This window comes from Actibacterium pelagium, assembly GCF_002285415.1.
GTDB lineage: Bacteria > Pseudomonadota > Alphaproteobacteria > Rhodobacterales > Rhodobacteraceae > Actibacterium_B > Actibacterium_B pelagium.
This window is the reverse complement of the sequence record NZ_NSBU01000007.1, coordinates 1,036,702-1,063,532: the sequence shown is the minus strand read 5'-3', so window position 1 is coordinate 1,063,532 and position 26,831 is coordinate 1,036,702. Positions and strand designations below refer to the sequence as shown.

Annotated in this window: 31 protein-coding genes and 1 tRNA gene; 18 read left to right on the top strand and 14 right to left on the bottom strand. The window is 58.6% G+C overall.

What is annotated here, in order from left to right; translation table 11 throughout:
- Window positions 1-50 precede the first annotated feature (50 nt).
- Window positions 51-1,232 (bottom strand): BaiN/RdsA family NAD(P)/FAD-dependent oxidoreductase, encoded by a 1,182-nt coding sequence (locus tag CLM58_RS14120; RefSeq protein WP_095596524.1) that lies wholly within the window; start codon window positions 1,230-1,232, stop codon window positions 51-53.
- Between the two features lie 166 nt (window positions 1,233-1,398).
- Between CLM58_RS14120 and CLM58_RS14115 the strand changes: the two genes are divergently transcribed.
- Complete coding sequence (locus CLM58_RS14115; protein ID WP_095596523.1) at window positions 1,399-2,532, top strand: MFS transporter; 1,134 nt, start codon at window positions 1,399-1,401, stop codon at window positions 2,530-2,532.
- On the opposite strand, the gene CLM58_RS14110 is transcribed toward CLM58_RS14115, so the two are convergent.
- The gene (locus CLM58_RS14110) at window positions 2,529-2,852 is read right to left on the bottom strand and encodes a HesB/IscA family protein (RefSeq protein WP_095597122.1); all 324 of its coding nucleotides are present in this window, start codon (window positions 2,850-2,852) and stop codon (window positions 2,529-2,531) included. The genes CLM58_RS14115 and CLM58_RS14110 overlap by 4 nt on opposite strands.
- Between CLM58_RS14110 and CLM58_RS14105 the strand changes: the two genes are divergently transcribed.
- Entirely contained in the window at window positions 2,819-4,132 is a 1,314-nt protein-coding gene (locus tag CLM58_RS14105; RefSeq protein ID WP_095596522.1) for a deoxyguanosinetriphosphate triphosphohydrolase, read from the top strand. The two genes, CLM58_RS14110 and CLM58_RS14105, sit on opposite strands and share 34 nt — an antisense overlap.
- 63 nt (window positions 4,133-4,195) lie before the next feature.
- Here CLM58_RS14105 and CLM58_RS14100 read toward each other — a convergent pair whose 3' ends face one another.
- On the bottom strand, window positions 4,196-4,402 hold the full coding sequence (locus CLM58_RS14100) for a cold-shock protein (RefSeq protein ID WP_095596521.1): 207 nt from the start codon (window positions 4,400-4,402) through the stop codon (window positions 4,196-4,198).
- A 242-nt stretch (window positions 4,403-4,644) separates the two neighbouring features.
- Between CLM58_RS14100 and CLM58_RS14095 the strand changes: the two genes are divergently transcribed.
- The 8 genes from CLM58_RS14095 (at window position 4,645) to CLM58_RS14060 (ending at window position 11,402) form a co-directional block, all read left to right on the top strand.
- The gene (locus CLM58_RS14095; protein WP_095596520.1) at window positions 4,645-5,283 is read left to right on the top strand and encodes a cyclic nucleotide-binding domain-containing protein; all 639 of its coding nucleotides are present in this window, start codon (window positions 4,645-4,647) and stop codon (window positions 5,281-5,283) included.
- Between the two features lie 75 nt (window positions 5,284-5,358).
- Window positions 5,359-7,104 (top strand): arginine--tRNA ligase, encoded by a 1,746-nt coding sequence (argS, locus tag CLM58_RS14090; protein ID WP_095597121.1) that lies wholly within the window; start codon window positions 5,359-5,361, stop codon window positions 7,102-7,104.
- A gap of 79 nt (window positions 7,105-7,183) precedes the next feature.
- Window positions 7,184-8,152, top strand: a complete 969-nt coding sequence (locus CLM58_RS14085) for an SPOR domain-containing protein (protein WP_095596519.1) — start codon at window positions 7,184-7,186, stop codon at window positions 8,150-8,152.
- A complete protein-coding gene (nagZ, locus tag CLM58_RS14080) occupies window positions 8,149-9,153 on the top strand; it encodes a beta-N-acetylhexosaminidase (RefSeq protein ID WP_095596518.1) in 1,005 nt (334 codons plus the stop codon). The genes CLM58_RS14085 and nagZ overlap by 4 nt, the downstream gene beginning before the upstream one ends.
- On the top strand, window positions 9,146-9,928 hold the full coding sequence (locus CLM58_RS14075) for a segregation and condensation protein A (protein WP_095596517.1): 783 nt from the start codon (window positions 9,146-9,148) through the stop codon (window positions 9,926-9,928). The genes nagZ and CLM58_RS14075 overlap by 8 nt, the downstream gene beginning before the upstream one ends.
- Window positions 9,921-10,559, top strand: coding sequence for an SMC-Scp complex subunit ScpB (scpB, locus tag CLM58_RS14070; RefSeq protein WP_095596516.1), 639 nt, complete (start codon window positions 9,921-9,923; stop codon window positions 10,557-10,559). The genes CLM58_RS14075 and scpB overlap by 8 nt, the downstream gene beginning before the upstream one ends.
- Window positions 10,560-10,573: 14 nt before the next feature.
- Window positions 10,574-10,807 (top strand): hypothetical protein, encoded by a 234-nt coding sequence (locus CLM58_RS14065; protein ID WP_095596515.1) that lies wholly within the window; start codon window positions 10,574-10,576, stop codon window positions 10,805-10,807.
- 4 nt (window positions 10,808-10,811) lie between these two features.
- Window positions 10,812-11,402, top strand: coding sequence for a GNAT family N-acetyltransferase (locus tag CLM58_RS14060; RefSeq protein ID WP_095596514.1), 591 nt, complete (start codon window positions 10,812-10,814; stop codon window positions 11,400-11,402).
- Here the strand turns inward: CLM58_RS14060 and CLM58_RS14055 are convergent.
- The 8 genes from CLM58_RS14055 to CLM58_RS14020 form a co-directional block, all read right to left on the bottom strand.
- Window positions 11,399-12,481: a 2'-deoxycytidine 5'-triphosphate deaminase gene (locus CLM58_RS14055; protein ID WP_095596513.1), complete on the bottom strand. Its 1,083-nt coding sequence runs from the start codon at window positions 12,479-12,481 to the stop codon at window positions 11,399-11,401. The two genes, CLM58_RS14060 and CLM58_RS14055, sit on opposite strands and share 4 nt — an antisense overlap.
- 76 nt (window positions 12,482-12,557) lie before the next feature.
- Window positions 12,558-12,634 (bottom strand) — tRNA-Pro (locus tag CLM58_RS14050).
- A gap of 68 nt (window positions 12,635-12,702) precedes the next feature.
- Window positions 12,703-13,380, bottom strand: coding sequence for a MerR family transcriptional regulator (locus CLM58_RS17365; RefSeq protein WP_229666093.1), 678 nt, complete (start codon window positions 13,378-13,380; stop codon window positions 12,703-12,705).
- A 3-nt stretch (window positions 13,381-13,383) separates the two neighbouring features.
- Entirely contained in the window at window positions 13,384-13,686 is a 303-nt protein-coding gene (gene ihfA, locus CLM58_RS14040) for an integration host factor subunit alpha (protein ID WP_095596512.1), read from the bottom strand.
- A gap of 94 nt (window positions 13,687-13,780) precedes the next feature.
- Window positions 13,781-14,752 carry a beta-ketoacyl-ACP synthase III gene (locus tag CLM58_RS14035; RefSeq protein WP_095596511.1) on the bottom strand — a complete coding sequence of 324 codons (972 nt, stop codon included), beginning with the start codon at window positions 14,750-14,752 and terminating at the stop codon, window positions 13,781-13,783.
- The gene (gene plsX / locus CLM58_RS14030) at window positions 14,749-15,855 is read right to left on the bottom strand and encodes a phosphate acyltransferase PlsX (RefSeq protein ID WP_095596510.1); all 1,107 of its coding nucleotides are present in this window, start codon (window positions 15,853-15,855) and stop codon (window positions 14,749-14,751) included. The genes CLM58_RS14035 and plsX overlap by 4 nt, the downstream gene beginning before the upstream one ends.
- 29 nt (window positions 15,856-15,884) lie before the next feature.
- Window positions 15,885-16,094, bottom strand: coding sequence for a 50S ribosomal protein L32 (rpmF, locus tag CLM58_RS14025; protein WP_095596509.1), 210 nt, complete (start codon window positions 16,092-16,094; stop codon window positions 15,885-15,887).
- 142 nt (window positions 16,095-16,236) lie between these two features.
- Window positions 16,237-16,788 carry a YceD family protein gene (locus tag CLM58_RS14020; protein WP_095596508.1) on the bottom strand — a complete coding sequence of 184 codons (552 nt, stop codon included), beginning with the start codon at window positions 16,786-16,788 and terminating at the stop codon, window positions 16,237-16,239.
- Between the two features lie 81 nt (window positions 16,789-16,869).
- Here CLM58_RS14020 and CLM58_RS14015 point away from each other — a divergent pair, with 81 nt between their 5' ends.
- Window positions 16,870-17,334: an outer membrane protein assembly factor BamE gene (locus CLM58_RS14015; protein ID WP_095596507.1), complete on the top strand. Its 465-nt coding sequence runs from the start codon at window positions 16,870-16,872 to the stop codon at window positions 17,332-17,334.
- Here CLM58_RS14015 and msrB read toward each other — a convergent pair.
- A complete protein-coding gene (gene msrB, locus CLM58_RS14010; RefSeq protein ID WP_095596506.1) occupies window positions 17,331-17,726 on the bottom strand; it encodes a peptide-methionine (R)-S-oxide reductase MsrB in 396 nt (131 codons plus the stop codon). The genes CLM58_RS14015 and msrB overlap by 4 nt on opposite strands.
- Window positions 17,727-17,831: 105 nt before the next feature.
- Here msrB and CLM58_RS14005 point away from each other — a divergent pair, with 105 nt between their 5' ends.
- Entirely contained in the window at window positions 17,832-18,569 is a 738-nt protein-coding gene (locus CLM58_RS14005) for a GNAT family N-acetyltransferase (protein WP_095596505.1), read from the top strand.
- Window positions 18,570-18,673: 104 nt separating this feature from the next.
- Window positions 18,674-20,482: an ABC-F family ATP-binding cassette domain-containing protein gene (locus tag CLM58_RS14000; protein ID WP_095596504.1), complete on the top strand. Its 1,809-nt coding sequence runs from the start codon at window positions 18,674-18,676 to the stop codon at window positions 20,480-20,482.
- Here CLM58_RS14000 and CLM58_RS13995 read toward each other — a convergent pair.
- A complete protein-coding gene (locus CLM58_RS13995; protein WP_095596503.1) occupies window positions 20,479-21,072 on the bottom strand; it encodes a hypothetical protein in 594 nt (197 codons plus the stop codon). The two genes, CLM58_RS14000 and CLM58_RS13995, sit on opposite strands and share 4 nt — an antisense overlap.
- Before the next feature lie 42 nt (window positions 21,073-21,114).
- Complete coding sequence (soxR, locus tag CLM58_RS13990) at window positions 21,115-21,579, bottom strand: redox-sensitive transcriptional activator SoxR (RefSeq protein ID WP_268236381.1); 465 nt, start codon at window positions 21,577-21,579, stop codon at window positions 21,115-21,117.
- Window positions 21,580-21,659: 80 nt separating this feature from the next.
- Here soxR and CLM58_RS13985 point away from each other — a divergent pair, with 80 nt between their 5' ends.
- From CLM58_RS13985 to CLM58_RS13965, 5 genes are all read left to right on the top strand, one after another.
- Window positions 21,660-22,034, top strand: coding sequence for a VOC family protein (locus tag CLM58_RS13985; RefSeq protein WP_095596501.1), 375 nt, complete (start codon window positions 21,660-21,662; stop codon window positions 22,032-22,034).
- Complete coding sequence (locus CLM58_RS13980; protein WP_095596500.1) at window positions 22,027-22,941, top strand: DMT family transporter; 915 nt, start codon at window positions 22,027-22,029, stop codon at window positions 22,939-22,941. Before CLM58_RS13985 ends, CLM58_RS13980 begins: the two co-directional genes overlap by 8 nt.
- A 154-nt stretch (window positions 22,942-23,095) precedes the next feature.
- The gene (gene cysS / locus CLM58_RS13975; RefSeq protein WP_095596499.1) at window positions 23,096-24,466 is read left to right on the top strand and encodes a cysteine--tRNA ligase; all 1,371 of its coding nucleotides are present in this window, start codon (window positions 23,096-23,098) and stop codon (window positions 24,464-24,466) included.
- On the top strand, window positions 24,463-26,082 hold the full coding sequence (cimA, locus tag CLM58_RS13970) for a citramalate synthase (protein ID WP_095596498.1): 1,620 nt from the start codon (window positions 24,463-24,465) through the stop codon (window positions 26,080-26,082). The genes cysS and cimA overlap by 4 nt, the downstream gene beginning before the upstream one ends.
- On the top strand, window positions 26,079-26,819 hold the full coding sequence (locus tag CLM58_RS13965; RefSeq protein ID WP_229666094.1) for a squalene/phytoene synthase family protein: 741 nt from the start codon (window positions 26,079-26,081) through the stop codon (window positions 26,817-26,819). Before cimA ends, CLM58_RS13965 begins: the two co-directional genes overlap by 4 nt.
- Window positions 26,820-26,831: the final 12 nt, after the last annotated feature.

Sequence of the window (26,831 nt, the reverse complement as noted above, 5' to 3'; positions counted from 1 at the left end):
CCCTATTCATCCCAATCTTAGGGCGATGGGCACGAAGGTCCACGGTCAGGTCACTTTGGCTTGGTCAGTTCCGCAATCGCCGTACCCGCGGCCCATCCGCTGGACCAAGCCCACTGAAAGTTGAAACCACCCAGCCAGCCCGTCACATCAACGACCTCGCCGATGAAATACAGGCCCGGTTGTGCCTTGGCTTCCATCGTGCGGGCATTCAGCGCGTCGGTATCGACGCCGCCCAACGTGACCTCGGCGGTGCGATAGCCTTCGGATCCCGTGGGGCGCACCGTCCAGTTCTGAAATTGCTCGGCCAGTTCCCGTAGGCGGACATCGGAATAATCGGCAAGGTTGCCGGTCAGGCCCCATTGCTCGGCGAAATAGGGGGCCAGACGCGAGGGCAGCACCTCTGCCAACATGGTCGAGGCATTCTTGGCCCCGGCACGCGCGCGCAGGTCGCGTAGGGTCTGAAAAACGTCTTGGTTGGGCAGAAGGTTGATCGAAATGTCCTCTCCCTCGTGCCAATAGCTGGATGCTTGAAGAATCGCAGGGCCAGATAGGCCGCGATGTGTGAACAAAAGCGCCTCGTCAAAGCCGGGGCCGTTCGCGGTGACGCGGGCGGGCAGGGATACGCCGGAATAGGCTTTGAACGTGTCGCCAAAGGTCAGCGGGACAAGCCCGGGGCGTGTTTCAGTCACCGGCAGGCCGAATTGCGAGGCGATCTGATAGCCGAAACCAGTCGCGCCCATCTTGGGAATGGATTTCCCGCCCGAGGCAATGACCAGTTGGTCACAGGTCAAGGGCGCGCCCTCTGATAGGGTCAGGTGATATTGATTGCCGTCGTGATAGACTTCGGTCACCGAGGTCTGCAAACGCAGGGTCGCGCCTGCCTTGGCCATCTCGTCCAACAGCATCGCGATGATGTCTTTGGCAGAAGTGTCGCAAAACAGCTGACCGAGGGTCTTCTCGTGATAGGGGATGCCGTGCCGGGCCACCAGATCGATGAAATCCCATTGGGTGTAACGGGCCAGCGCAGATTTGGCGAAATGCGGGTTGCCCGAGATAAAGTTCTCTGGCCCGGCATACATATTGGTGAAGTTGCAGCGCCCGCCGCCCGAAATACGGATTTTCTCACCTGCCGCTTTGGCGTGATCAATCACAAGCGTTCCCGGCCCGGCATGGGCGGCGCACATCAGGCCAGCCGCGCCTGCGCCAATGATAATCGTAGGGTGATGGGGCATTCGGGAATCCGGGACAAGTACAGTCGACGGTTTGTGCCCGTAAACCCCAATTATTTCAACCTTGTGAGCGCGCAAGCAGAGATTTGCCAATTTGGTCCGCGCGTCCCCTTGACCGAGACCGAAGTTGCAAACAACGTGCCAAATCTAACCAATACGGAAATATTCCATGAGAACCCCACGCCGCGCTGTAATGGCAAGCTTCGTCCTGAATGGCGCCCTGTTCGGGGCATGGGCCTCGCGTATTCCGGCAATCACCGAAAAACATGCGCTGACAGCTGGGGACTTTGGTCTTCTGTTGCTGGTTATGGGAGTTGGGGCAATCCTGTCGTTTCCATTGGCCGGGCGTGCATCCGACACGATCGGGGCTTCTAAGGCGACACGCTATGTGGCGTTTGCCTATCTGACGTCGCTCACCTTTCTTGGGCTGGCACCCAACCCGCTTACGCTGGCGATGGCTTTGTTTTTCTTTGGGGCCACGCATGGGGCGATGGATGTGGTGATGAACGCTTGGGCTGGCGAGGTAGAGGAATATCTGAAAAAGCCCATCATGGCGTCTTTCCACGGTCTCTGGAGCCTTGGAACCGGGGTAGGCGCGGCGTCAGGCTTTTTTGCGGTGCAGGTCGCGATGGCCCCTCTGCTGCACTTTGTGCTGTTCAGCCTTGTCATAACTTCGATGCTTTGGTGGGTCTGGATCGATTGGCAGAGGCCAACAAAGCCCGCCGTTCAGGACAGTCCGATCTTCGCCCTACCAAAAGGGGTGTTGCTTTTGGTGGGTCTGTTTGCGCTGTGCTCTGCGGTGATCGAAGGCGGGGCAGCGGACTGGGGCGCATTGATGTTGATCGAGACGACGGCCGTTTCCGAGGCCAAAGCCGCGCTGGGGTTCGCAGTCTTTTCCGTTGCTATGGTGACAATGCGCTTGTCGGGCGATCGGATAACGGCCCGGTTTGGCTCGGTCGGCGTTGCCAGCGTTTCAGGCGTGGTGGCTGCGATCGGCGCTTGTCTGGTGGTGTTTGGGCCCAACTATACCGTAGCCTTGGTTGGCTTTGGCCTGATGGCGCTGGGGGTCGCGATGATCTTTCCGTTGGCCTACAGCCGCGCCGCCCGTGATCCAGATGTTCCGTCAGGCGCAGCGATCGCAAGCGTAGCGACAATGGGCTACGGGGGATTGCTGGTGGGGCCGCCGGTTCTGGGTGGTATTGCCGAACTGACATCCTTGCAAATGTCATTTGGAATACTGATCGTCTTGGCGCTGCTCAGCTCTGTCCTTGCGGGAAGCCTGCGCACCAAACCCGTAGGCTAGATCGAAAAGCTGGTTCCGCAGCCACAGCTAGAAGCCGCGTTCGGGTTCTCGATCACAAAGCGCGCGCCGATCAGCTCGTCGCTGAAATCAATGACCGCATCGGCAAGGAAGGGCAGGGACACTTCGTCGACCACGACCTTCTCTCCGGCGCCTTCCAGCACCAGGTCGCCGTCGGCCACATCGTCCAGCTTTATGTCATACTGGAAGCCAGAGCAGCCGCCGCCTTCGACAGCGACGCGCAGGGCTTTGCCCTCGGCGCTGGCACCAATTTCCGACAAACGCGCGAATGCACGGTCCGTTACTTTGGGTGGCAGGGTCAGGTTCATGGGACGTTCCGGTTCAAGTGTTTCTGTCACGCATATATGTTTCCAAAAAAGAGGCGACAAGCCAAGGGGGCAGAATGCTGGCAAAATATGCCTGCGATCCGGCAAAAACACGGGGACGATTGTACCCTGAAGACGAAAGTGCGTTTCGATCCTGCTATCAGCGGGACCGGGACCGTATCATCCATTGCTCGGCGTTTAGGCGGCTGAAGCACAAGACACAGGTCTTTATCGAACACGAGGGCGATTTCTATCGCACCCGCCTGACGCATTCGATCGAGGTGGCGCAGGTGGCGCGGACACTGTCCGGGGCGCTTGGGCTGAACTCGGAATTGACCGAGGCCGTTGCGCTGGCCCATGACCTTGGGCACACGCCCTTTGGCCACACGGGCGAAGACGCCATGGATGTGTTGATGGAGCCCTACGGCGGCTTTGATCACAACGCGCAGGCGATCCGCATCGTGACGTCACTGGAGCGCCACTATGCCAATTTCGACGGGCTGAACCTGACGTGGGACACGCTGGAAGGCATTGCCAAGCACAACGGTCCGGTGACCGGTGATCTGCCCTATGCGCTGGCGGATTATAACGCCCGTCACGACCTAGAGCTGCATACACATGCCAGCGCCGAGGCGCAGGTTGCGGCATTGGCCGATGACATCGCCTACAATCACCACGACATTCACGATGGGCTGCGTGCGCAGCTGTTCGATCAGGAAGAGGTGGCTGAACTGCCGATCCTGCGCGACTGCTATGCCGAGGTCGACCGCGAACACCCGACCATCGACCGGTATCGCCGCCGGCATGAGGCTCTGCGTCGGTTCTTTGGTGTTATGGTCGAAGACGTCATGGCCGAGACTCGCCGCAACCTGACCGAGATGGACCCGCATAGCGCTGACGATATTCGCAACGCTGGCCGCCCGGTGGTCCGGTTCAGCCCCGCCTTGTGGGAAGACCTTAAGGTCCTGCGCCATTTCATGTTCACGCGCATGTACCGTGCGCCATCGGTTATGAAAGTCCGCGAGGTGGTCACTCAGGTGGTGATGGAGTTGTTCCCCCATTACATGGAGCACCCCGAACACCTGCCGCCCCGCTGGCAGGTCGATGTCGAGGATTGCGGCGAAGATAAAATCGCCCTGGCGCGCGTGGTGGCCGACTATGTCTCGGGCATGACCGACCGGTTTGCGATCGAGATCCACGGCGAATTGCTGGGCGGTCCGCAGAAAGACAAGCTTCGGGCCCTACCGATGCAAACGGGTTGGGTTCCCGAAGGATAATCCTGAGCTGAAACAAAAAAGGGCGCCCAACGGCGCCCTTTGATCTTCTGTATGGCTGAAAGATCAGGCCAGCGCGATGTTCACAGCGCTTTCGCGACCGTCACGACCTGCTTCAAGGTCATAGGTCACTTTCTGGTTGTCGGCGAGGCCGCGCAGGCCAGAGCGTTCGACCGCAGAGATGTGGACGAACACATCCTTGCCGCCTTCTTCCGGTGCGATAAAGCCGTAGCCTTTAGTGTCGTTGAACCATTTTACGGTGCCATTGGCCATTCCGTAGTCTCCTTCTGATGTGCTGCCCGCGGAGATGCGGCAGCTCGGCGGCGTCAGGGCAAGATCGAAAAGCCAGACGCAGTTAGCAGAAAGGAGGTCGATAGAGAGTAACGTAGCAATATAAGCAATGAATGATCGTTTGCGGGCAGTCAACGACTTTGCTCAAAGGATATTCGGGCTAGGCGTCGGATCAAGTTCCGGCTTAAGATCGGGAACGGGGTTGTTTTTGGGTGGGTAATCAGATGCAGGTTTCAGGTGATTGGGTCGAATATTCGTCCTATCTGGCCTCTGTTCTTGTGTTTGCTGCTTTCTTTATGAAAGCCATTGTTCCTTTGCGGCTTGTGGCCATGGCCTCTAACATCGCTTTCGTCGCCTATGCCGCCGGGGCTGGTATCTTGCCCATTCTGATCCTGCACGCGGCCCTGCTGCCTTTAAATATCATTCGGATTTCACAGCATATCAGTTTGGTGCGACGGGTAAGGGAAGCCTCAGAGAACGAGCCGGATATCGCAAAGCTGCTGCCTTTGATGACGCGCCGGAAATTCACGGAAGGCGATATCATATTTAGGCAGGGCGAAGAGGCAGACGAAATGTACTACCTCTGCCAAGGAAAGGTGGAATTCCCCGAAGTGGGCGCTGTTGTGAGTGCGGGTGAGATTTTCGGAGAGATTGCGCTGTTCCTGCAGGATAACCGGCGCACAGCCAGCGCGGTTTGTGCCGGACCCTGCGAGGTATTCTCGCTGTCCGAAAAGAAAGTTCAGCAGCTTGTGGTCACCGACCCAAGCTTCGGACTTTTCCTTAGCAAACTGATTGCAGCGCGCCTTCAGCAGAATAATCAGTCATTGTTGCGCCAATCGATGCCGGTTGCGGTCGAAAATTAAGGGCTCTTTGGGCCTACTGAATTGACCTCACATCCAGCCATGCTAAACCCGCGCGCAAGTAACAGGACAAATGTGATGAACCTATTCACCGATCTTCGCGCGCTGGTGATCGACGCGCTGAACACAATGGTGGCCGAAGGTGCGCTGCCCGACGGCTTGGATTTCAAAAACGTAGCGGTCGAGCCGCCGCGTGATGCTGCCCATGGCGATATGGCCACCAACGCCGCAATGGTGCTGGCAAAGCCCGCCAAGATGAAGCCGCGCGACATTGCGGAAACGCTGGCTGCTAAGCTGGCCGATGACCCGCGCATCACCGTGGCCGAAGTCGCGGGCCCGGGCTTTTTGAACCTACGTCTGGATGCGTCTGTCTGGCAGGGCCTGGTGAAGACCGTGCTGGAGGCGGGCACCGACTATGGTCGCTCGACCATGGGGCAGGGCGTAAAGGTCAATGTCGAATACGTCTCGGCAAACCCGACTGGCCCTCTGCACGTGGGTCACACTCGCGGCGCGGTGTTCGGCGACGCGCTGTGCAGCCTGTTGGACTATGCTGGCTACGATGTGACACGTGAGTATTACATCAACGACGGTGGCGCGCAGGTCGACGTTCTGGCGCGCTCTGTGTACCTGCGGTACCTTGAGGCGCACGGCCAAGAGGTGGCGTTCGAGGATGGCACCTATCCGGGTGAGTATCTGGTTGAGGTGGGCGAGGCGCTGAAAGCCAAGGTGGGCGACGCTTATGTCGACCAGCCTGAAGACGTCTGGCTGGCGGAGACGCGGGAATTCGCGACCGAAGCGATGATGGACCTGATCCGCGCAGACCTGAAGGCGCTTGGCGTCGAGATGGACGTGTTCTATTCCGAGAAATCGCTTTATGGCACTGGGCAGATTGAGGCTGCGCTTGAGACGCTCGAGAACAAAGGCCTGATCTATGAAGGCGTGCTAGAGCCGCCCAAAGGAAAGAAGCCCGAAGACTGGGAGCCGCGCGAACAGACCCTGTTCAAATCGACCGAGCATGGCGATGACGTGGACCGCCCGGTGAAAAAGTCGGACGGTTCCTGGACTTATTTCGCGCCGGATATCGCCTATCATTATGACAAGGTTTCCAGAGGCTTCGACGCGCTTATCGATGTGTTTGGCGCTGACCACGGCGGCTATGTCAAGCGGATGAAAGCGGCTGTGTCGGCCCTGTCTGGCGGCGAAGTTCCGCTGGATATCAAGCTGACCCAACTGGTGCGCCTGTTCAAGAACGGCGAGCCTTTCAAGATGTCGAAGCGTGCAGGTACATTCATCACCCTGCGCGACGTTGTGGATCAGGTGGGTCCCGATGTGACCCGCTTCCACATGCTGACACGCAAGAACGATGCGCCGTTGGATTTCGACTTTGACAAGGTGCTGGAACAGTCCAAGGACAACCCGGTTTTTTATGTGCAGTACGCCCATGCGCGCGTGTGCTCGGTTCTGCGGAAGGCGACAGAGGCGGGTATCGCCATTGACGACGCCACCCTGTCGGCGGCTGACCTGACCAAACTGGGCCACGAGGCCGAGATTGAAGTCGCCAAGAAACTGGCCGAATGGCCACGTCTGGTGGAAATCGCGGGCCGCACGCACGAACCGCACCGGGTCGCGTTCTACCTGTACGAACTGGCCTCGGACCTTCACGCGCTGTGGAACCGTGGCAACGACCTGCCCGAATTGCGCTTCGTGCAAGAGGGTGACGTAGCAACATCACAGGCGAAAATCGCCCTAGCACGGTCCGTTGCCGTTGTTATTTCTGCCGGACTTGGTATCCTTGGCGTGACCCCGGTAGAAGAAATGCGCTAAAAAACAGGCGCCACCCGGGGCCAAACAGGCAAACCGGGTGGCGTTTCTGCGACGCTGCTCGAGGGCAGTGAGAGCAGGTATGGCAGATATTGATTTTGATGATTTCGCGGACACGAGTCCCTCTTATTCTGAGGGTCCTAAAATCTCCAATGCAGTAAACTGGGTGGGCGCCTTGGTGTCGCTTGGCCTTGTCGGTGGGGTGGCTTTCTGGGGCTACGACCTGATGATGCGTGATGTGCACGGTGTTCCCGTTGTGCGCGCGCTGGAAGGGCCAATGAGGGTTGCACCCGAAGATCCGGGTGGACGATTGGCAGAACACATGGGGCTGGCCGTGAATCAGGTCGCTTCGGAAGGCGAGGCCGCAGCCCCGGCAGAACGTCTGGTTCTGGCGCCGCGCCCTGTTACCTTGACCGAATCCGATAAACCCTTGTCGAATTTGCGCCCGGCAGCCCGGATTGTTCCGAATACACCTGTCGAACAGACCCCTGTTGAGGCCGCCACCCAAAACGCGATCACCGCGCCTCCGCCAGTGACAAGCGGGGCAGAGCCCATCACGGCGCCGGAACCCGTTCTTGCGGCAACAGAACCGGAAGAGCCGGTTGCACCCAAACCCGCAGTCCTGACCACTCCGTCGGGTGTGGAAATTCTGCCGGCCAGCGTTCCGGGGCCAAGCCGCTCTATCCGGCCGTCCGGACGCCCAGCACCTTCGCGCTTTGCGTCGGCGACTGCGGCCGCGTTGGCAGAGGCTATGGCAGCACCCGCAGCGCCCGCTCCGACAGAGGTCGCTTCGGTTGCGGCCGGAGCGCATCTGGTCCAGTTGGGCGCTTTTGACAGCGAAGCCATCGCGCGCAGCGAATGGGACCGCCTGTCTGGCCGGTTCGGCAGCTTCCTAGAGGGCAAACAGCGCCTGATCCAACAGGCAGAACGCGGCGGGCGCACATTCTATCGCCTGCGCGCAGTGGGTTTTGCCGACCTCTCTGATACACGCCGCTTCTGTGCCGCGCTGACAGCCGAGGGCGCAGGCTGCGTGCCTGTCACCGCAAAATGACCTCGGCCACGATCCTTGGTCTTTCGGGTCCGGTCCTGACACCTCAGGAGCGGGCCTTTTTCCATGAGGCCGACCCTTATGGGTTCATCCTGTTTGCCCGGAATGTCGAAGACCCGGCGCAACTGACCGCGTTGACGGCTGACCTGCGCGACCTGATGGGCCGCGACGTGCCGATCCTGATTGATCAGGAAGGTGGGCGCGTACAGCGCCTGACCCCACCGCATTGGACGCAGTTCCTGCCGCCAATGGAGCAGGTCCAGCGTGCGGGGGAGCAGTTTGAGCGCGCTGTTTGGATACGCTCGCGCCTGATTGCGGCAGAGTTGTATGCGGTTGGTGTCGATGTGAACTGTGCGCCGACTTGCGATGTCGCGCGGTCCAACACGCATCCGTTCTTGTTGAACCGTTGTTTCGGGATGGACGCGGACACCGTGGCCCGTGCAGCCCGCGCTGTAATGGATGGGCAAGGCGCTGGTGGTGTTCTGTCGGTGATCAAACACATCCCCGGTCATGGGCTTGCGCTGGTGGACAGCCACCATGAACTGCCGACCGTAGATCTGCCCCATGCAGATCTTTCGGCGATTGATTTCGCGCCCTTCAAGGCCCTGTGTGACGCACCTTTCGCAATGACTGGGCACATCGTCTTTTCAGCGATCGACGCGACTGCCCCGGCGACCACATCGCCAGAGATGATCCGCCTGATCCGTCAGGAAATGGGCTTTACCGGCTGTTTGATGAGCGATGACGTTTCGATGCAGGCCTTGTCCGGCAGTATCGCGGATCGCTCTGCCGCGTCCCGCGCGGCTGGCTGTGATGTGGTCCTGCACTGCAATGGGGACATGGCGGAAATGGAGGCTGTTGTCTCTGCCTCGGGGCAGTTTACAGCCGAAGAGGCCGCCCGGGCCACTGCCGCGCTTGACCAGCGCCAAGAGCCAGAGCAGCTTGACATTGAAGCGCTCCGCGAAGAGCTTAAGGCGCTTGAGGGAACCACCGCCAATGTCTGAGAAAACCACCCATATCGATGTCGAGGCCCGGCTTGCTGCCGAGGCCCTGATTATCGACGTGGACGGATTCGAAGGCCCGTTGGACCTTTTGCTGACACTGTCGCGTACCCAGAAGGTGGATTTGCGGAAGGTCTCGATCCTTCAACTGGCAGAGCAGTATCTGGCTTTTGTTGAAAAAGCGAAGGAACTGCGGCTGGAACTTGCGGCAGATTATCTGGTGATGGCCGCTTGGCTGGCCTTCCTTAAGTCACGGTTGTTACTGCCCCCCGATCCAGCGGATGAGGGGCCGTCGGGCGAAGACCTTGCCGCCCACCTTGCGTTCCAGCTGGAACGGTTGGAAGCAATGCGTAAATCCGCCGCCCGCCTGATGGCGCGCGACCAATTGGGCCGCGACTTCTTTGCGCGTGGCATCACCGAGGACGTCACCCGCGTCAAGAAAATCACCTATACCGCCACGCTCTTGGACCTGATGCAGGGCTACGCACGCATTCGGACCAAGGATGAGTTCCGGCCTTTCGTAATGGATCGCGACAGCGTTTTCACGATGGAACAGGCCTTGGACCGCATGCGGGGTCTGATCGGTTTCGCTGGCGACTGGACCGAATTGATCAGCTACCTGCCCGATGGTTGGGAAAACGACCCGGCCAAGCGCCGCTCGGCCACTGCATCAACCTTTGCGGCCTCGCTGGAACTGGCCAAGCGCGGGCAGATCGAAATCCGGCAAAGCGAACTCTTTGCCCCCATTCAAATCCGCAGGACCGACCCGGATGAGTGAAGAAAAAGAAGAAAGCCTGTTCGAGGCCCCACCCATGGCCGAGCAAGAACGCATGGTCGAGGCGATCCTGTTCGCCACAGCCGACCCGGTCAGCGTGGCTGAGATGAACGGGCGAATGCCCCACGGCTGCGACGCGGCAGAGGCTTTGGTGCATCTGCGCAAGCGCTATGACGGGCGTGGTGTGAACGTTGTAAAAGTGGGCGATGGCTGGGCGATCCGCACGGCGGGCGACCTTGGCTTTCTGATGCAGAAGGAAACGGTTGAGACACGTAAATTGTCCCGCGCTGCAATCGAAACCCTTGCGATCATCGCCTATCACCAGCCAGTTACCCGGGCCGAGATCGAAGAGATCCGCGGCGTTTCGGTCAGTCGGGGCACCGTTGACCAGTTGCTTGATCTGGAATGGATCCGCTTTGGCCGTCGCCGGATGACCCCGGGCCGCCCGGTTACCTACGTGGTGACGCCGACCTTCCTTGATCACTTTGGGTTGGAAAGCGCGCGCGACCTGCCGGGCCTGAAAGAGCTGCGCGCAGCCGGCCTGTTGGAGAACCGTCCAAAACCCGGTTCACCAACCGAGGAAGAAGAACTGGACACCGAAGGGCAGGGCGATATGTTCGAGGACGAAAGCTGACAAGGACGTTTGCTATGAATTTGGACCGCATCATCAACATGATTGTCCGGCGCGTTTTGGGCCGTATCATCAATATGGGCGTCAACAAGGGGTTCGACGTCGCCGGTGAACAGTTCAATCGCATGACCAAGAAGTCGGACTCAGCACCTGAGCCCGCGCGCAAATCAGAAGAGCCTGGTGACATTCAGGCCTTTGGTCTGTTTGACGAGGAAGAGCCCGAGCCCAAGCCTCGTAAGCGCCGGGGATAAGCCCATGTGGCCGGAACCGGTAGAGCTGCGCGGCGAACACGTCGCGTTATCGCTTTTGTCTCAGGATCATTGCGCTGACCTGCAAGAGGCCACGGCTGATGGGGATCTGCACAAGCTTTGGTACACCTCTGTCCCTGCGCCGGACCAGATGTCTGCCGAGATTGACCGTCGCCTTGGATTGATGAAGGCGGGCAGCATGCTGCCCTTCGCCATTCTTTCACCCACAGGCAAGGCGGTGGGCATGACGACCTACATGCACATTGATGCTGCGAACAAACGGGTTGAAATCGGCTCTACCTGGTATCGTAAATCGGTTCAGCGCGGGCCGATGAATACCGAATGCAAGCTGCTGCTTCTGACCCATGCCTTTGAAGCTTTGGACTGTATCGCCGTAGAGTTTCGGACCCACCGTCTGAACACGCAAAGTCGCCGGGCGATTGAACGTCTTGGCGCGCAGCTTGATGGGGTGTTGCGGTCTCATTCCGTGATGCCGAACGGCACGATCCGCGATACAGCCGTCTATTCGATCACTCGGTTCGAGTGGCCGTCGATCAAAGCCCACTTGCAATCCAAGCTAAGCCTGCCGCGACCCTAGCTGGGGCTGCGGAAGTGTTTGGACAGTTTCAGCCCTTGGCCTTGGTAGTTCGACTTGATGTCGATGCCATACAGCGCCTCGGGCGTCTCGGACATGCGTTCATAGACCAAGCGGCCCACGACTTGCCCGTGTTCCAGCACAAACGGGGCCTCATGGCAGCGAACCTCTAGCACGCCGCGAGAGCCCGTTCCGCCAGCGGCGTCAAACCCGAACCCGGGGTCGAAGAAACCCGCATAGTGGACGCGGAACTCACCGACCATCGCAAGATAGGGGGCCATTTCAGCAGCGCAGTCAGGCGGGATGGCGATCGCTTCCTGACTGACAAGAATATAGAACGCACCCGGATCAAGGATGATGCGCCCATCGGTGGTGCGCACCTCTTCCCAGTATTCAGCGGGGTCATAGTGGTTCAGTTTCGACAGATCGACCACGCCAGAGTGCCGCTTGGCGCGATATCCCACCAGATCGCCGCTTTGTGGTTTTAGGTCGACCGAGAAGCCCAATCCGTCAGAGATCACAGGTTCCCCCGACACGATCGGGGTTTTGGCGTGGACAGCGCGCAACTCGTCATCTGTCAGGATCGTCTTTCCTTGGCGGAAGATGATCTGGTTCAGAAGCTGACCGGGTTGGGCGACGACAGAAAAACTTTGCGGGCAAAGCTCTGCATAAAGCGGGCCGTCATACCCTTCGGGGACGCGGTCGAATTCGATCCCCTGATCCGTGATGACACGGGTCATCAGGTCAACGCGACCGATCGAGCTTTTGGCGCTGGCGGCGGCTGTCATGCCCTTGGGCAGTCGCAGACGTTCCACCAAGGGCACCACGTAGACACAGCCTTTTTCCAGCACCGCACCGCCTGTCAGCGTCAGCTCGTGCATGGTCAATTCGTCCAGCCGTTCGGCAACAGTCGAATCTTTGCCCGGCAGGAATGACGCCCGCACGCGATAGGCTTTGTCACCAAGGCGCAGGTCCAGAGAGGCAGGCTGAATCTGATCGTTCAGTATCGGAGAGGCTGCCGAAATGCCGCCCGTGGAAATCATCTGCCTGATCTGATGATCGGCCAGCACGCCGGTTTTCATGCGGTCTCTCCCCCTTGGCCCAATGTGGGCAGATACAAAAACACCCGCCCGATACACGGGCGGGCGGTTTTGAAAATGGTCGGGCTAGCAGGACTCGAACCTGCGACCTTCCGTCCCCCAGACGGACGCGCTACCAGGCTGCGCCATAGCCCGACGTGGCGTGTGTCATACCATGTCTGAATGTGGGGGCAAGTCAGAAATGTGGTCATCTTCACCAGATTTCAACGACCTGCCATGCGGGTCTGAAGCGCCAGAAGTTTGACGATCACTTGCTGGACCGCCTTGGGGTTCGCCTGAAGCCGCGTCCGCGTTTCTTTATCGGCCAAACGTGCCCGGAACTCTGTCGGTGTCATCTTGGCCGCAGCAGGCGTTTCCGGGTCGTCCATAAGGTCCAACTGCTCTGTCTCTTCGTCATCCTCGGCGCTGGTCTTTACCGGGGCAGAGGGGGGCGTTGGCTTCTCTGGTGCGCGAACTTCTCCGCCTTCAAGGAAAAAGGCCGACTGGTCGGCAGCAGCTGTTTCCGGATCCGGAGTCGGTTCGGGAATCGGGGTTTCCTTGATTTCGGGCTCGGCTGTCACCTCAGGTGCAGGCTGGTCCGTCTTCTGAAGTGCGGGACCGTCCAAGGGGATCGACATCGCGCTCACGTGTTTGATCCCTTCCTCGCGCAACAACTTCTGGGCGCCACGTATCGTCATACCATCCTGATGCAACAGCTTCTTGATGCCCCCAAGAAGCATCATGTCGGCAGGGCGATAGTAGCGCCGCCCACCAGCACGCTTCACGGGTTTGACTTGTGGAAAGCGGCTTTCCCAAAAACGCAACACATGGGCCGGGGTGTCCAGCCACTCAGAAACTTCACTGATTGTGCGAAAGGCGTCTTTGGATTTACGCGCCGGCATCTATCAGCCTTTGTTACCGGCCGAGACGCGGTCTTTCATCAGATGAGACGGGCGGAAGGTCAAAACCCGGCGCGGAGAAATTGGAACTTCTTCGCCGGTTTTAGGGTTCCGGCCAACACGCGCGGCTTTTTCGCGGACGCTGAAAGTACCGAAAGAAGAGATCTTTACGGTCTCGCCAGAGACCAGTGCATCGGACATGTGATCCAGTACGGATTCAACCAGTTGCGCGGATTCGTTTCGCGACAACCCAACCTCGCGGAAGACAGCTTCGCTTAAGTCCATACGTGTCAAAGTCTTCGAAGCCATAATATCCCCCTGAAATCCGCGTGTTTTGCAAAGATACGGAGAAATGATTTTCCGAGTCAATATCAATGGCTTGCAGGATACCCTGCTTACGCGATTACCAGCGCAGAACCACCGATCCCCAGGCCAAACCACCGCCAATTGCCTCTGTTACCACCACATCACCGGGTTTGATGTCGCCCCGTTCCTTGCCAACAGACAGGGCAAGGGGAATCGATGCGGCAGAGGTGTTGCCATGATCTTGGACGGTGACAATGACGCGATCCATGGGCACTTGCATGCGTTGAGCAGTGCCTTTGATGATGCGCAGATTGGCCTGATGCGGGACGATCCAGTCCACATCTCCACCCGACATTCCGATCTTGTCCAAAGCGGCATGGGCTGTGGCCGCCAGTTTTTCGATCGCGTGGCGGAAGACTTCTTTGCCCTCCATCCGCAGGTGGCCAACGGTACCGGTAGACACGCCACCATCCACGAACAGAATGTCACGATGACGACCGTCCGAGTTAAGGTCACAGGCAAGAATGCCGCGATCTTCGTTGGTGCCTTTGCCTTCCTGAGCCTCGATCAACAGCGCACCAGCGCCGTCACCGAACAGAACGCATGTGCCACGGTCGTTCCAGTCCATCAGCTTGCTGAAGGTTTCAGCGCCGATGACCAGCACCCGTTTGGCCTGACCGGCCAGAATCAGGGCGTTTGCATTGGTCAGAGCAAAGACAAATCCCGCGCAGACGGCTTGCACGTCGAAGGCAAAGCCTTTTTCCATGCCAAGCTTTGCCTGAACAACGGTCGCGGCTGACGGAAAGGTGTTATCCGCGGTCGAGGTCGCCACAATGATCGCGTCGACGTCGTCGGGGGTCAGACCTGCATCGTCCAAAGCGGCGCGTGCAGCGTTTGCTGCCAGATCAGAGGTTGTTTCGCCTTCTGCAACGAAATGGCGGCGTTCAATTCCCGAACGGCTGCGAATCCATTGGTCGGAGGTATCCAGCGACTTTTCGAATTCGGAATTCGGAACCACGCGTTCCGGCAGATAGTGGCCGATGCCTTTGACGACAGCTCTGATTGTCATTTTTGTCCGCTACTCTCGGAGTGGAAAGTCTCATCATCTTGACGCTGTGTCGGGGTGGATGCAACCCGAGCCGCCAGTCTTTCTGCAAAACCACTTTGGGCCAGTTGAAACGCCAGTTTGACGGCCGAGGACACTCCCGTCGCATCAGCAGAACCATGAGATTTCACGACTGTTCCGTTCAGGCCCAGAAATACGCCGCCGTTCACACGGCGAGGGTCGATCCGCTTGCGTAAACGACGCAAAGAGGTCAGTGCCAACAAGGCAGCAATCCGCGAAAGCGGGCTGAATTTGAACGCCGCGCGCAGCAGCTCGCTGATCAGGCTGGCGGTCCCTTCGGCCGTTTTCAGGGCAACGTTGCCAGTAAAACCGTCCGTGACAATCACATCGACCTTGTTCGAGGGGATATCACCACCTTCGACGAAGCCGACAAAGTCATAGTCGTTGGTTTTGGCCGCTTCTTCGATCAGGTCATGCGCCGCTTTCAGCTCTGCACGGCCCTTGTGTTCTTCGGTGCCGACATTCAGCAGGCCGATACGCGGGCGGGGCAGGTGCAGACCGTTGCGGGCATAGGATGCCCCCATCATCGCATATTGCAGAAGATCATGCTGATCGGCGCGAATATCGGCGCCGACATCTAGCATCACGTTGAACCCCTGCGGGTTGCGCGATGGCCAGAGACAGGCGATCGCCGGGCGATTTACGCCGGGCAACTTGCGAAGACGCACCATGCTAAGCGCCATCAGCGCGCCGGTGTTGCCACAGGACACGCAGACGGTGGCGTCACCGTTACGAACCGCTTCAATCGCGGACCACATCGACGTGTTCTTACCCTTGCGCATCACCTGGCTAGGCTTTGCGTCCATGGTCACAACTTCGTCGGCATCCCGAATCTCACAGCGACCCGCCAGAACCTTGCGGCGCTTGACGAGCTTGGTGAGCTCTTTTTCGGGCCCATGCAGGATGAAGGCGATCTCAGGATTTTTGGCCGCAGAACGAGCAATACCGGCGACAACTGCCGCCGGTCCTCTGTCGCCCCCCATCGCGTCCACCGAAAGAACGGTGCGAGGCGCCTCTTGCGCCGCGTGACTTGCGTCTGCGGTCATCTGAGTTCTAATCGCTGGTCAGCTGACGCTTAAGCGGCGTCTTCTTCGTCCAGATCGATGTCGTCTGCAGCAGCAACGACTTCGCGATCATCATAGTGACCGCAAGCGCCACAAACGTGGTGCGGACGCTTCAGTTCGCCGCAGTTCGGGCATTCCTGCGGGTTACCCGCAACCAGTGCATCGTGCGAGCGACGGTTACCGCGGCGCGACCGCGTGATTTTATTCTGAGGGACAGCCATGTCACAACCTCGGTATTGGTGGGGCTTACGCCCTGTTTTCTAAGGGTCCAGCAACAATCGCACCTTCGTGGCGCGCCGCTCTGCCCAACATTCAAACGAGGCCGGGAACATACTAAGATTCTGTCCCGGCGCAAGTGTTTTTTCAGTCTTCTTTTTCGCCTTTTGCCAGTTTGTCCCGCAAGCCTGCAAGACCTGCGAAAGGTTTGACATCTTCATCGGTCATTGGGGCCACGCCGGGCGCGGCGAAGTCAGAGGTTTCCAAGGCCGCATCATCGGCCCTTGGATAAAGGGGCAGGGCAAGGGCAATCGCTTCGATCATGACCTCTTCCAGATCCAGAATGTCGGGAATCGCTTCAATCGAGTCATCCTCGGGCATTTCGACCTCTGATCCCTCTTCGGGTTCGTCGAAATCGGCAAGGTAAAGCCGTTCGATCGTGTCGTCGATCCGGGTAGAGACGGGCCCAAGCGTGACCACGCAGGGCTGCACCACGGTTGCACCCACTTTGGCCTTTAAACGCCAGTCTTTCTTGCCAGCCGGGGTCAGCTCTCCTTCGAACCGCACTTTGCGCAGAGCGATCAGCTCCAACTGTGTCGCGATCGCTGCGCGCGCTTCCGCGTCAGGCTCTAACAGAAAGGCAAATGACTGATCGGCGGGCAGGCGCCGCAGGTTAATCTTTGATTCTGTATTGCTCATCTGGTGCGTTCCATTCTTGAACCAAACCCATTCCTTCTGTAAGCCGTTACGAGGCGCAGCAGCGCAAGGCAAGGGGTGTGTATGTTCAAATCTGCTTTGACACGTAATCTGGTCCTGGTTTCGGGGCTATGCCTTGGATTGTCCGCGTGCGGCACCGCGACACTGGAACGCTCGCACGGTTATGTTCCTTCCGAGGAAGACCTGGAAAACGTGATCGTCGGCGTCGATACGCGCGACACGGTGGCGACCAATGTCGGTACTCCTTCCACAAGCGGTGTGATCAGCGATGGTGACTATTACTATGTCGCCAGCCGTTGGGAGACGCGTTTGTACTTCAAGCCCAAAGAGGTAGAGCGCGAGGTCGTCGCGATTTCCTTTGACGAAGGCGGCACCGTTTCGAACGTTGAACGGTTTGGTCTGGAAGACGGGCAGGTCGTGGTTCTGAACCGTCGTGTGACAGACGACAATATTAACCGCATCACCTTCCTGCGTCAGCTTCTGGGTAACTTCGGCAACTTTGTCCCCGGTCAGTTCCTCGACAACTAGTCGTCTGGCTCGAATTCCAGCGCGACACCATTGATGCAGTAACGCAGCCCTGTTGGTTCGGGGCCGTCAGGAAAGACGTGTCCGAGGTGCGCATCGCAGCGGTTGCAGTGCACTTCGGTGCGGCGCATGAAGAAGCTACGATCTGTTTTTTCCCCGATGATATCGGAATCAATGGGCTGATAAAAGCTGGGCCAGCCGCTTCCGCTGTCATATTTCGTGGCCTGATCAAAAAGATCAGCCCCACAACAGACGCAACGGAACTTTCCCGGATCCTTGGGGAAGTTGTCATGGCTAAAAGCGCGTTCTGTCCCATGTTTTCTTGTAACTTTATACGCAAGATCAGACAGTTGCGCCTTCCACTCTTCCTTGGACTTAACGACTTTTTCGATCATTGGTGCATCTCTCCCGTCAAATTTATGTCATGTCTTGCGTGCTATTATGCTTGGGACCATATCTAGTCGACAGAATACATGTCGCAATGCAAGAGGATGTGAGCGATGCGTGGACTTCTTAAAGGCCGCTATCAAGCGCGGATCGCAAACAGCGAAGAAGACCTTCGGGCTGCGCAGGCCCTTCGGGGCCTGACGTTCCGCGGAGAAGCTGCCGGAGTGGACGCTGACGAGTTCGACGCCTCTTGTGTCCACATGCTTGTTGAGGAAACCAAGTCCAAAACGCTTGTCTGCTGTTTTCGCCTGCTGCCTTTGGCAACCGGTAAAGAGATCAGCAAAAGCTATTCGGCTCAATATTACGAACTGTCGGCCTTGGAGGATTTCAGCGGTCCGTTGGTCGAAATGGGGCGGTTTTGCATTCACCCAGACTGGAAAGACGCGGACATCCTGCGCGTCGCCTGGGGCGCGATGACCCAATATGTCGACGATGAAGGTGTCGAGATGTTGTTCGGCTGTTCTTCGTTCAAAGGAACCGAGTCGGAAGAGTATATGGACGCCTTTGCCTTGCTGAAAGATCGCCATCTGGCCCCAAAACGATTTTTGCCGCGTGTGAAGGCCCCGAATGTGTTTCGTTTTGCGCAGAAACTGCGCTTGCGTAAACCTGACCTGAAACGTGCCCAGTTACGGATGCCGCCCTTGCTGCGGACCTATCTTCTGATGGGCGGATGGGTGTCGGACCACGCCGTGGTCGACCGGGACCTGAACACGCTGCATGTCTTTACGGGGCTAGAGATCAAGGCCATCCCGCCCGCGCGGAAACGCTTGTTGCGCGCCACGGCAGGGTGACGCTGTTCTCGGGCAGCCTAAAGGCCGGCCTCGACCAGCGTGCTGATTGGCGGGACCAATCAGCGGGGATTGACCTAATGCGCCCGCTTGGATAGCCCGCCGGTATGGCACGCGCACCTTTACTTCAGCTTTCTGATATTTCCCTGACCTTCGGGGGGGACCCGGTTTTTGACCACTTGGATCTTGTTGTTCAGCCCGGTGACCGGGTGGCCCTTGTGGGGCGGAACGGGTCCGGTAAATCGACGCTGATGAAGGTCATGGCGGGGCTTGTCGAGGCTGATCAGGGGACACGCGTTGTGCCGCCGGGGATCAGCGTCGGCTATATGGAGCAACACCCCGATCTGTCGTCCTTCCAGACGCTTGGAGATTTCGCTGTATCGGGCTTGGACCCGTCCGAGGCCTATAAGGTTGAGATGGTTGCAGAAGGGTTGAAGTTTGATCCTGCGACTTCGGTTAAGGCCGCCTCTGGCGGCGAGCGTCGCAGAGCAGCTCTTGCAAAGCTGATCGCGGAAGAGCCGCAGTTGATGCTGCTGGACGAGCCGACCAACCACCTAGACATCGAGGCCATCGCTTGGCTTGAGACCCATCTGCGCGAAACGCGGAACGCGTTCGTCCTGATCTCGCACGACAGGGCCTTCCTGCGCGCACTGACACGCGCGACCCTATGGATTGACCGTGGGCAGGTGCGCCGCCAGGAAAAGGGGTTCGAGGCCTTCGAGGAATGGCGCGACAAGACTTGGGAAGAAGAGGATATCGCCCGCCACAAGCTGGATCGTAAGATCAAATCAGAGGCGCGTTGGGCAGTCGAGGGCATCAGTGCGCGTCGCAAGCGGAACCAAGGCCGCGTACGGGCTTTGCAGGGACTGCGGGCTGAACGTGCCAGCCAGATCAAGCGCCAAGGTGCCGCCAGCATGGCACTAGAGGCCGGTCCGAAGTCGGGCAAACGGGTTATCGAAGCGAAAGATATTTCAAAGGCTTACGGTGAAAAGGTCATCTTTAAGCCATTTGATTTACGCGTACTTCGTGGGGATCGCGTAGCTTTTGTTGGCCCGAACGGTGTGGGCAAAACCACCTTGCTGAAGGTGTTGACCGGGAAAGTCGAACCCGACACCGGGACGGTCGAACTGGGCACCAATCTGTTGATGGCCGTCTTCGATCAGAACCGTGCGCAGCTGGACCCGGATATGACCCTTTGGGAAAGTCTGACGGGCGATCCCGAGATGCGCGTCTCTGGCCGCGCCGATCAAGTCATGGTGCGAGGGAACCCGAAACACGTGGTTGGTTACCTGAAAGAGTTTCTGTTCGACGAACGACAGGCCCGTGCGCCGGTGCGGTCTTTGTCCGGGGGCGAAAAGGCGCGCTTGTTGCTTGCCAAGATCATGGCACGGGAAAGCAACCTTTTGGTGCTGGACGAACCGACCAACGATCTGGACGTAGAAACGCTGGACCTGCTTCAGGAAATTCTTGGCGACTATGACGGCACGGTGCTGCTTGTCAGCCATGACCGCGATTTCCTTGACCGTGTCGCCACCACCACCATCGCGATGGAAGGTGATGGCAAGGCCACGACCTATGCCGGCGGGTGGAGCGACTATCAGGACCAACGTGAAGAGATCGCAGCCCCGGTCGAGAAAAAGAAAGCTGTGAAGGCCGAGCCAGCCAAGGAAAAGCCAGCTTCCAAACCCGTCGAAGGGCTGACCTATACCGAAAAGCACCGGCTGGAAAAGCTGCCTGCAATCATTGAACGGCTGGAGGCCGAGATCGCCAAGCTGGAAGAATTCCTGTCCGATCCCGAGTTGTTCAGCAAAGAGCCGGTCAAATTCCAGAAAGCCAGCGAGGGATTGGTCGAACGCCAAACCAAACTGGCCGAGGCGGAAGAAGAGTGGCTGATGCTGGAAGACAAGGCCGGCTAAAGCGCGACCTGCGGGACATAGCCGTTACGCAATGCTGTCAGCGAAGGGCCTGGGGTCAGCACTGCGGTCAACCCTGAAGTCGGGCGCGGCAAGGCTGGGCCATAGCCGCATGGCGAATAGGGGTGTAGCGCGCCTTTCCAGATGACGCACACCTGACCTTCGTGACGGACGAAACAGCCGTCCGGCAAGTCGAACCACTCTTCCCAGATGATCTTTTGGCGTTTCGAGGGATCCAATCGGGCGCTGTGCAATTGCGCGTCGATTTGCGGGGCGCGCAAGGCTTTGCCGTCAATTGCATCGCGATAGGCATTGAACGCGGCGCGACGACATTCGGCGCAGGGGCGGTGTCCGGCAGCAAGGGCGGTGGCTTCGTCTAGAAAAAATAGCTCTGTATAGTGGTTCGGGGCCATGACGTCCCGATGGCGCCCCTTGAAGTTCAGCTTGCAGATGATCCACGCCTTGTGGCGCCAGCGGGCCTGCTGAAGCTGTTTGTTGTCGTCATGCAAAATGCCGCGATTGCCCATCCATCCCCCGCGTGCGGGGTTGGCGATGATCTTTCCTTCCGGTGTTACGCGGTTCTGCAAAGCCATGTAATTAAGGTGCGCCCGAGCTTCGATTTGGTCAAGTGCGCCCTAATCCGGGCTGTCCCCCATCACATAACGTGGCCCAGCCCCTTTTTGCCGCGCCCGGTCGCGAGGGTTGTAGAGGGTGCATTTCTTCAACGAGAGGCAACCGCAGCCAATGCACCCGTCCAGCCGTTCCCTTAGGGCCTGCATCTGTTCGATCCGGGCATCCAACTCTTGCTGAAACCCCTTTGATAGGCGCGTCCAGTCCGCCTTTGTCGGAGTTCGGTTCTCGGGCAGTTTCGACAGGCTTTCGCGGATTTGGGCGATCGAGAACCCAAGACCCTGCGAGATCATGATGAATGACAGCCTGCGCAGGTCAGCCCGGTCATACCTTCGCTGTCCAGTATCGGTGCGAAACGGATGCACCAGACCTTGTTCCTCGTAGAATCTGATTGCAGACGTGGCGAGGCCGGTCCGCTCTGACATTTGGCCAATTGTCAGTCCGCGTTTCTCTACCCGACTGTTTTTCAACAAAACTTTTCCTATTGAGTTCAAGTTAAGTTGAAAGATTATGTTCTTTTTCGAGTTTTTTCAATTCGAAAGGAAGTCAGATGCACCTCGAGCATGTAAACATCACTGTCCCCGATCCGAAAGCCACGGCCAAGGTTCTGTGCGGCCTGTTTGATTGGACAGTCCGGTGGGAAGGGGCGGCGATTAACGGCGGTTACAGTGTCCACGTTGGCAACAAGGACAGTTATCTAGCCCTTTATACGCCCGGCAAAAAACTGATCACGAATGGCGACCCGCACTACAGTCGCGCGGGCCTGAACCACATTGGGATCGTCGTTGAGGATCTGGATGACGCCGAAGCCAAGGTCAGTGCGGCGGGCTATGCCACGTTCAATCATGCCGATTACGAGCCCGGCAAGCGCTTCTATTTCGATGGGCCAGATGACATCGAATACGAGGTCGTAAGCTATGCCTGATCGTATCAAGGCCATCTTCCTGCTGCTTTATACCGGGGGCCTGTTCGGGCTGACCTTTCCGCTTAGCAAGCTGGCTGCTGCTGCGGGGGTGCCGCCGCTTTTGTGGGCGATGGTTCTTTCAGCGGGCGGGGCGGGTCTGATCCTTCCGGCGCTGATCCTGCGGGGCGGGATCGCCCTGCCGCGCGGGCAGATGTTGCGCTATACCCTGATTTCCGGGGCGGTTAGCTTTGCCTTGGTCAACTTCGTGATCACCGTGCTGGTGCCGCGCGTTGGCGCGGGGCAGGTCAGCCTTGTGGCCGCGTTGTCGCCTGTTGCCACGCTTGGCCTGTCAGTCGTATTCGGGCTGAAAGGACCGGGCTTTTTGGGCGTAGCCGGAATACTGTTCGGCCTGATCGGCGCGGGTTTGGTCACTCTTGGCAAGGGGGGTGTGGATGCGGTGGATTTGTGGAGCCTTGCGGCCCTTGGCCTTCCCGCGATCCTTGCCAGCGGCAACATTTACCGCACGCTGGACTGGCCTAAAGGGGCGCATCCGTTGGCGTTGGCGTTCTGGAGCCACAGTTTCGCGCTGATCCCCTTAGTGGGGCTGCAATTCGTTCTTTATGGCGGAGTTCCCGCAGGACAATTGTTTGAGGGCCAGTTGATCTGGGTAACTCTTGTCCAGTTTCTGGCAGCAGGCATGACATTCCCAGCCTATTTCCGGCTGCAGGAGTTGGGTGGACCCGTCATGCTAAGCCAGATTGCCTATGTGTCAGCCGCCATCGGCCTTGGGTCGGGATCGTTGTTTCTGGCAGAGGTCTATCCGCCGCTCACTTGGATCGGGGCGTTGATCATTGCTGTGGGGATTGGTTTGACCATCCTCACTCAAATGCGCCCCAATCTACGGATGATCCACCGTGCGAGCGCTTGACCCGCGCGGTGACGGTGCCTATGGTCGCCTCCATGACCAAAGGCACCAACATCATCTGCTGCATTATTATCCGCTGACATAGTCAGGCGGGTCGGTCATTTCATTCCTTTGAAACTGGTGATAAGCCCCGCCTGAACAGGCGCAAGGAACGGCTATGACCGAGATCAAGCTTTATAACTCCAAGACCCGCAAGAAAGAGGTCTTCACGCCCATCGATCCGGCGAATGTGCGGATGTATGTCTGTGGCCCGACGGTCTATGACCGGGCGCATCTGGGCAACGCGCGCCCCGTGCTGGTGTTCGACGTCTTGTTCCGCCTGCTGCAACAGGTTTATGGCGCTGATCACGTGACCTACGTCCGCAATTTCACGGACGTCGATGACAAGATCAACGCGCGTGCCGCCGAAAGCGGCCGTCCGATCAGCGAGATCACCGCCGAAACCACGCAATGGTATCTGGACGACATGTCCGCCATCGGCGCGCTAGAGCCGACGCATATGCCGCGCGCCACGGCGTATATCCCGCAGATGATTTCGATGATCGAAGGGTTGATCGAAAAAGGCCACGCTTACTCGGCCGAAGGTCACGTGCTGTTCGCCGTGGAAAGCTACAAGAATTACGGTGCGCTGTCGGGCCGCTCGGTCGATGACATGATCGCGGGGGCCCGGGTCGAGGTCGCGCCCTATAAGCGTAACCCGATGGATTTTGTGCTCTGGAAGCCGTCCTCTGACGACCTGCCGGGCTGGGACAGCCCGTGGGGCCGGGGGCGTCCGGGCTGGCACATCGAATGTTCTGCCATGAGCTATGAATTGTTGGGCGAAAGCTTTGACATCCATGGCGGCGGGCTGGATCTGCAATTCCCGCACCATGAAAATGAGATCGCGCAAAGCTGCTGTGCCCACCCAGACGGCGAATTCGCCAAGGTCTGGATGCACAACGAGATGCTGCAGGTCGAAGGCAAGAAGATGTCCAAGTCGCTTGGCAACTTCTTCACCGTACGGGATTTGCTGGACCAAGGCGTGCCGGGCGAGGTGATCCGCTTCGTGATGCTGTCGACGCATTATTCCAAGCCGATGGATTGGACCGAGAAGAAGCGGGAAGAGGCAGAACGTACTCTTCGAAAATGGTATGCGATCGCAGATAAAGGCTCTGGAATTGGAAATCCTTACGTTGCCGTCATTCAATCGTTGTCAGACGATCTGAATACCGCGGGCGCGATCGCAGAATGTCATCAACTTGCTGTTGCTGATGATGCTCCAACTTTGAGGCATACACTGCAGTTCTTAGGGTTTATGGGAGACGAAGTTCCCAACTGGGCCAAGGCACCAGAAGTCGACCTGTCAGCATATGCTGGCCAGCTGGCGGCACTTCGTGCCAAGGCTATGGAAACAAAAGACTTCTCGGGTGTTGATGCCCTGAAAACAGCACTGCTTGAGGCGGGCGTTGAAGTCCGTATGAGCAAAGCCGGGGTAGAGCTTCAGCCCGCCGCCGGTTTCGACCCCGCCAAACTGGAGGCGCTGAAATGACCAAAGAACGCCTGTATCTTTTTGACACCACGCTTCGCGACGGCCAGCAGACGCAGGGCGTCCAGTTCTCGACGGCTGAAAAGCATCAGATCGCAAAGACTTTGGACGCGCTTGGCATTGACTATATCGAAGGCGGCTGGCCCGGGGCGAACCCCACTGACAGCGAGTTCTTCGAGCAAGCGCCGAAAACCCGCGCGACCTTCACCGCGTTTGGGATGACCAAGCGGGCAGGGCGCTCTGCCGAGAATGACGATGTGTTGGCTGGCGTTCTGAACGCGAACACGCCCGCCGTCTGTCTGGTTGGCAAAAGCCACGACTACCACGTGACCAAGGCGCTTGGGATCACGCTGGAAGAGAACCTTGAAAACATCGGCGCCTCGATCGCGCATCTGGTGGCGCAGGGCCGCGAGGCGCTGTTTGACGCCGAGCATTTCTTTGACGGCTACAAGGCCAACCCTGAATATGCGATGCAGTGTCTGCGCGTGGCATTCGAGGCCGGTGCGCGCTGGATCGTCCTGTGTGACACCAATGGCGGCACCCTGCCGGCCGAGGTCTATAAGATCACCAAGGCCGTGATCGAAGGCGGTATCCCCGGCGATCACGTTGGCATCCACACCCATAATGACACGTCCAACGCCGTTGCCTCGTCTCTGGCCGCGGTGGATGCGGGCGCGCGTCAGATTCAAGGTACGCTGAACGGCCTGGGAGAGCGTTGTGGCAACGCCAACCTTGTGACCCTGATCCCGACGCTGATGCTGAAAGAGCCTTATCGCAGTGCCTTTGAGGTCGGTGTTACGGAAAAAGCATTGGCTGGCCTGACCCGTGCATCGCGTAAGCTGGACGACATCCTGAACCGTGTTCCGTCGAAAAGCGCCCCCTACGTGGGTGCATCGGCCTTTGCCCATAAGGCCGGGCTTCATGCCAGTGCGATCCTGAAGGATCCTTCGACCTACGAACATATCGATCCTGAAATTGTCGGCAACGAACGCATCATCCCGATGTCCAACCAGGCGGGCCAGTCCAACCTGCGCAAACGTCTGAAAGAAGCCGGCCTTAATGTGTCCGACAAAGCGGCCTTGCCGCGCATCCTTGACGAGATCAAGCGGCGCGAGGGGCTGGGCTATGCCTATGACACCGCGCAGGCCAGTTTTGAACTTTTAGCGCGGAAAGAGCTGGGCATTCTGCCGGACTATTTCTCTGTCCGCCGCTACCGTGTCAGCGTGGAACGTATCCGCGATGACCATAACGTGCTGAAGACCCTGTCAGAGGCCGTCGTGGTGGTCGAAGTGGGTGGCGAAAAGATGATCAGCGCTTCGGAAAGCCTTGATGACGCTGGCAATGACCGGGGGCCGGTGAACGCGCTGTCACGCGCGCTTGGCAAGGACCTTGGTCCCTATCAGCAGGTGATCGACGATATGAAGCTGGTCGACTTTAAGGTCCGCATCACACAAGGCGGCACCGAGGCCGTGACCCGCGTTATCATCGACAGCGAAGATGGCGATGGCCATCGCTGGTCCACCGTGGGTGTGTCGCCGAACATAGTCGATGCTTCGTTCGAGGCGCTTCTGGATGCGATTACCTACAAACTGGTTCACGACAAGGTGGCTGCGGTTTGACCCTTCAGGCCTGTGCAGATCAGGTTGCCAAGGGCGACCCGGACCGATTTGCCGCGACGATGGCCGCGCCGGTTTCGGCGCGTGCCGTGCTGTTCCCGCTTTATGCGATGAACCTCGAAGTGGCCCGGGCCCCTTGGGTCACGCAAGAAGCCATGATCGCCGAGATGCGCCTGCAATGGTGGCGGGACGCTTTGGATGAAATCGCCAAGGGCGGGCACGTGCGTCGACATGAGGTCGTAACCCCTTTGGCCGAGGTTCTGGACGCCGAAGCTGCCGCTGTTCTGGACGGGCTGGTTACCGCGCGCCAGTGGGACATCTACCGTGACCCGTTCAAGGATGAGGCTGATTTCGACCGCTATATCGATGCGACCTCGGGCCACCTGATGTGGACCGCTGCCCGGTTGTTGGGTGAGACCAACGAAACGGCGATCCGCGACATTGCCTATGCCAGTGGCGTCGCCAGTTGGCTGCGCGCCATCCCAGAGCTAGAGGCGCAGAACCGCATACCCTTGCTGGATGGTCGCCCCGAAGCGATTTCTGAACTGGCCCAGAAAGCGCTGAACAGACTGTCACGCGCCAAGACCAAGAACCCGGCCACATGGCCTGCCTGGCAGGCGCGGGCGCTGTTGAAGCGCGCGCTGTCTAATCCGATGCTTGTCGCGGAAGGGGCGTTGCAATTGTCAGAGTTTCGACGTCGGGGCGGGTTGTTGCTGACCTCTCTCACCGGGAAAGTCTAACGCGAGCCTGAT

Bases quoted from the DNA above. Each gene is read 5' to 3' on its own strand.
- CLM58_RS14120 (WP_095596524.1), bottom strand. From the start codon at position 1,232: ATGCCCCATCACCCTACGATTATCATTGGCGCAGGCGCGGCTGGCCTG.
- CLM58_RS14115 (WP_095596523.1), top strand. From the start codon at position 1,399: ATGAGAACCCCACGCCGCGCTGTAATGGCAAGCTTCGTCCTGAATGGC.
- CLM58_RS14105 (WP_095596522.1), top strand. From the start codon at position 2,819: ATGCACGGTCCGTTACTTTGGGTGGCAGGGTCAGGTTCATGGGACGTT.
- CLM58_RS14100 (WP_095596521.1), bottom strand. From the start codon at position 4,402: ATGGCCAATGGCACCGTAAAATGGTTCAACGACACTAAAGGCTACGGC.
- CLM58_RS14095 (WP_095596520.1), top strand. From the start codon at position 4,645: ATGCAGGTTTCAGGTGATTGGGTCGAATATTCGTCCTATCTGGCCTCT.
- argS (WP_095597121.1), top strand. From the start codon at position 5,359: ATGAACCTATTCACCGATCTTCGCGCGCTGGTGATCGACGCGCTGAAC.
- CLM58_RS14085 (WP_095596519.1), top strand. From the start codon at position 7,184: ATGGCAGATATTGATTTTGATGATTTCGCGGACACGAGTCCCTCTTAT.
- nagZ (WP_095596518.1), top strand. From the start codon at position 8,149: ATGACCTCGGCCACGATCCTTGGTCTTTCGGGTCCGGTCCTGACACCT.
- CLM58_RS14075 (WP_095596517.1), top strand. From the start codon at position 9,146: ATGTCTGAGAAAACCACCCATATCGATGTCGAGGCCCGGCTTGCTGCC.
- scpB (WP_095596516.1), top strand. From the start codon at position 9,921: ATGAGTGAAGAAAAAGAAGAAAGCCTGTTCGAGGCCCCACCCATGGCC.
- CLM58_RS14065 (WP_095596515.1), top strand. From the start codon at position 10,574: ATGAATTTGGACCGCATCATCAACATGATTGTCCGGCGCGTTTTGGGC.
- CLM58_RS14060 (WP_095596514.1), top strand. From the start codon at position 10,812: ATGTGGCCGGAACCGGTAGAGCTGCGCGGCGAACACGTCGCGTTATCG.
- CLM58_RS14055 (WP_095596513.1), bottom strand. From the start codon at position 12,481: ATGAAAACCGGCGTGCTGGCCGATCATCAGATCAGGCAGATGATTTCC.
- CLM58_RS17365 (WP_229666093.1), bottom strand. From the start codon at position 13,380: ATGCCGGCGCGTAAATCCAAAGACGCCTTTCGCACAATCAGTGAAGTT.
- ihfA (WP_095596512.1), bottom strand. From the start codon at position 13,686: ATGGCTTCGAAGACTTTGACACGTATGGACTTAAGCGAAGCTGTCTTC.
- CLM58_RS14035 (WP_095596511.1), bottom strand. From the start codon at position 14,752: ATGACAATCAGAGCTGTCGTCAAAGGCATCGGCCACTATCTGCCGGAA.
- plsX (WP_095596510.1), bottom strand. From the start codon at position 15,855: ATGACCGCAGACGCAAGTCACGCGGCGCAAGAGGCGCCTCGCACCGTT.
- rpmF (WP_095596509.1), bottom strand. From the start codon at position 16,094: ATGGCTGTCCCTCAGAATAAAATCACGCGGTCGCGCCGCGGTAACCGT.
- CLM58_RS14020 (WP_095596508.1), bottom strand. From the start codon at position 16,788: ATGAGCAATACAGAATCAAAGATTAACCTGCGGCGCCTGCCCGCCGAT.
- CLM58_RS14015 (WP_095596507.1), top strand. From the start codon at position 16,870: ATGTTCAAATCTGCTTTGACACGTAATCTGGTCCTGGTTTCGGGGCTA.
- msrB (WP_095596506.1), bottom strand. From the start codon at position 17,726: ATGATCGAAAAAGTCGTTAAGTCCAAGGAAGAGTGGAAGGCGCAACTG.
- CLM58_RS14005 (WP_095596505.1), top strand. From the start codon at position 17,832: ATGCGTGGACTTCTTAAAGGCCGCTATCAAGCGCGGATCGCAAACAGC.
- CLM58_RS14000 (WP_095596504.1), top strand. From the start codon at position 18,674: ATGGCACGCGCACCTTTACTTCAGCTTTCTGATATTTCCCTGACCTTC.
- CLM58_RS13995 (WP_095596503.1), bottom strand. From the start codon at position 21,072: ATGGCTTTGCAGAACCGCGTAACACCGGAAGGAAAGATCATCGCCAAC.
- CLM58_RS13985 (WP_095596501.1), top strand. From the start codon at position 21,660: ATGCACCTCGAGCATGTAAACATCACTGTCCCCGATCCGAAAGCCACG.
- CLM58_RS13980 (WP_095596500.1), top strand. From the start codon at position 22,027: ATGCCTGATCGTATCAAGGCCATCTTCCTGCTGCTTTATACCGGGGGC.
- cysS (WP_095596499.1), top strand. From the start codon at position 23,096: ATGACCGAGATCAAGCTTTATAACTCCAAGACCCGCAAGAAAGAGGTC.
- cimA (WP_095596498.1), top strand. From the start codon at position 24,463: ATGACCAAAGAACGCCTGTATCTTTTTGACACCACGCTTCGCGACGGC.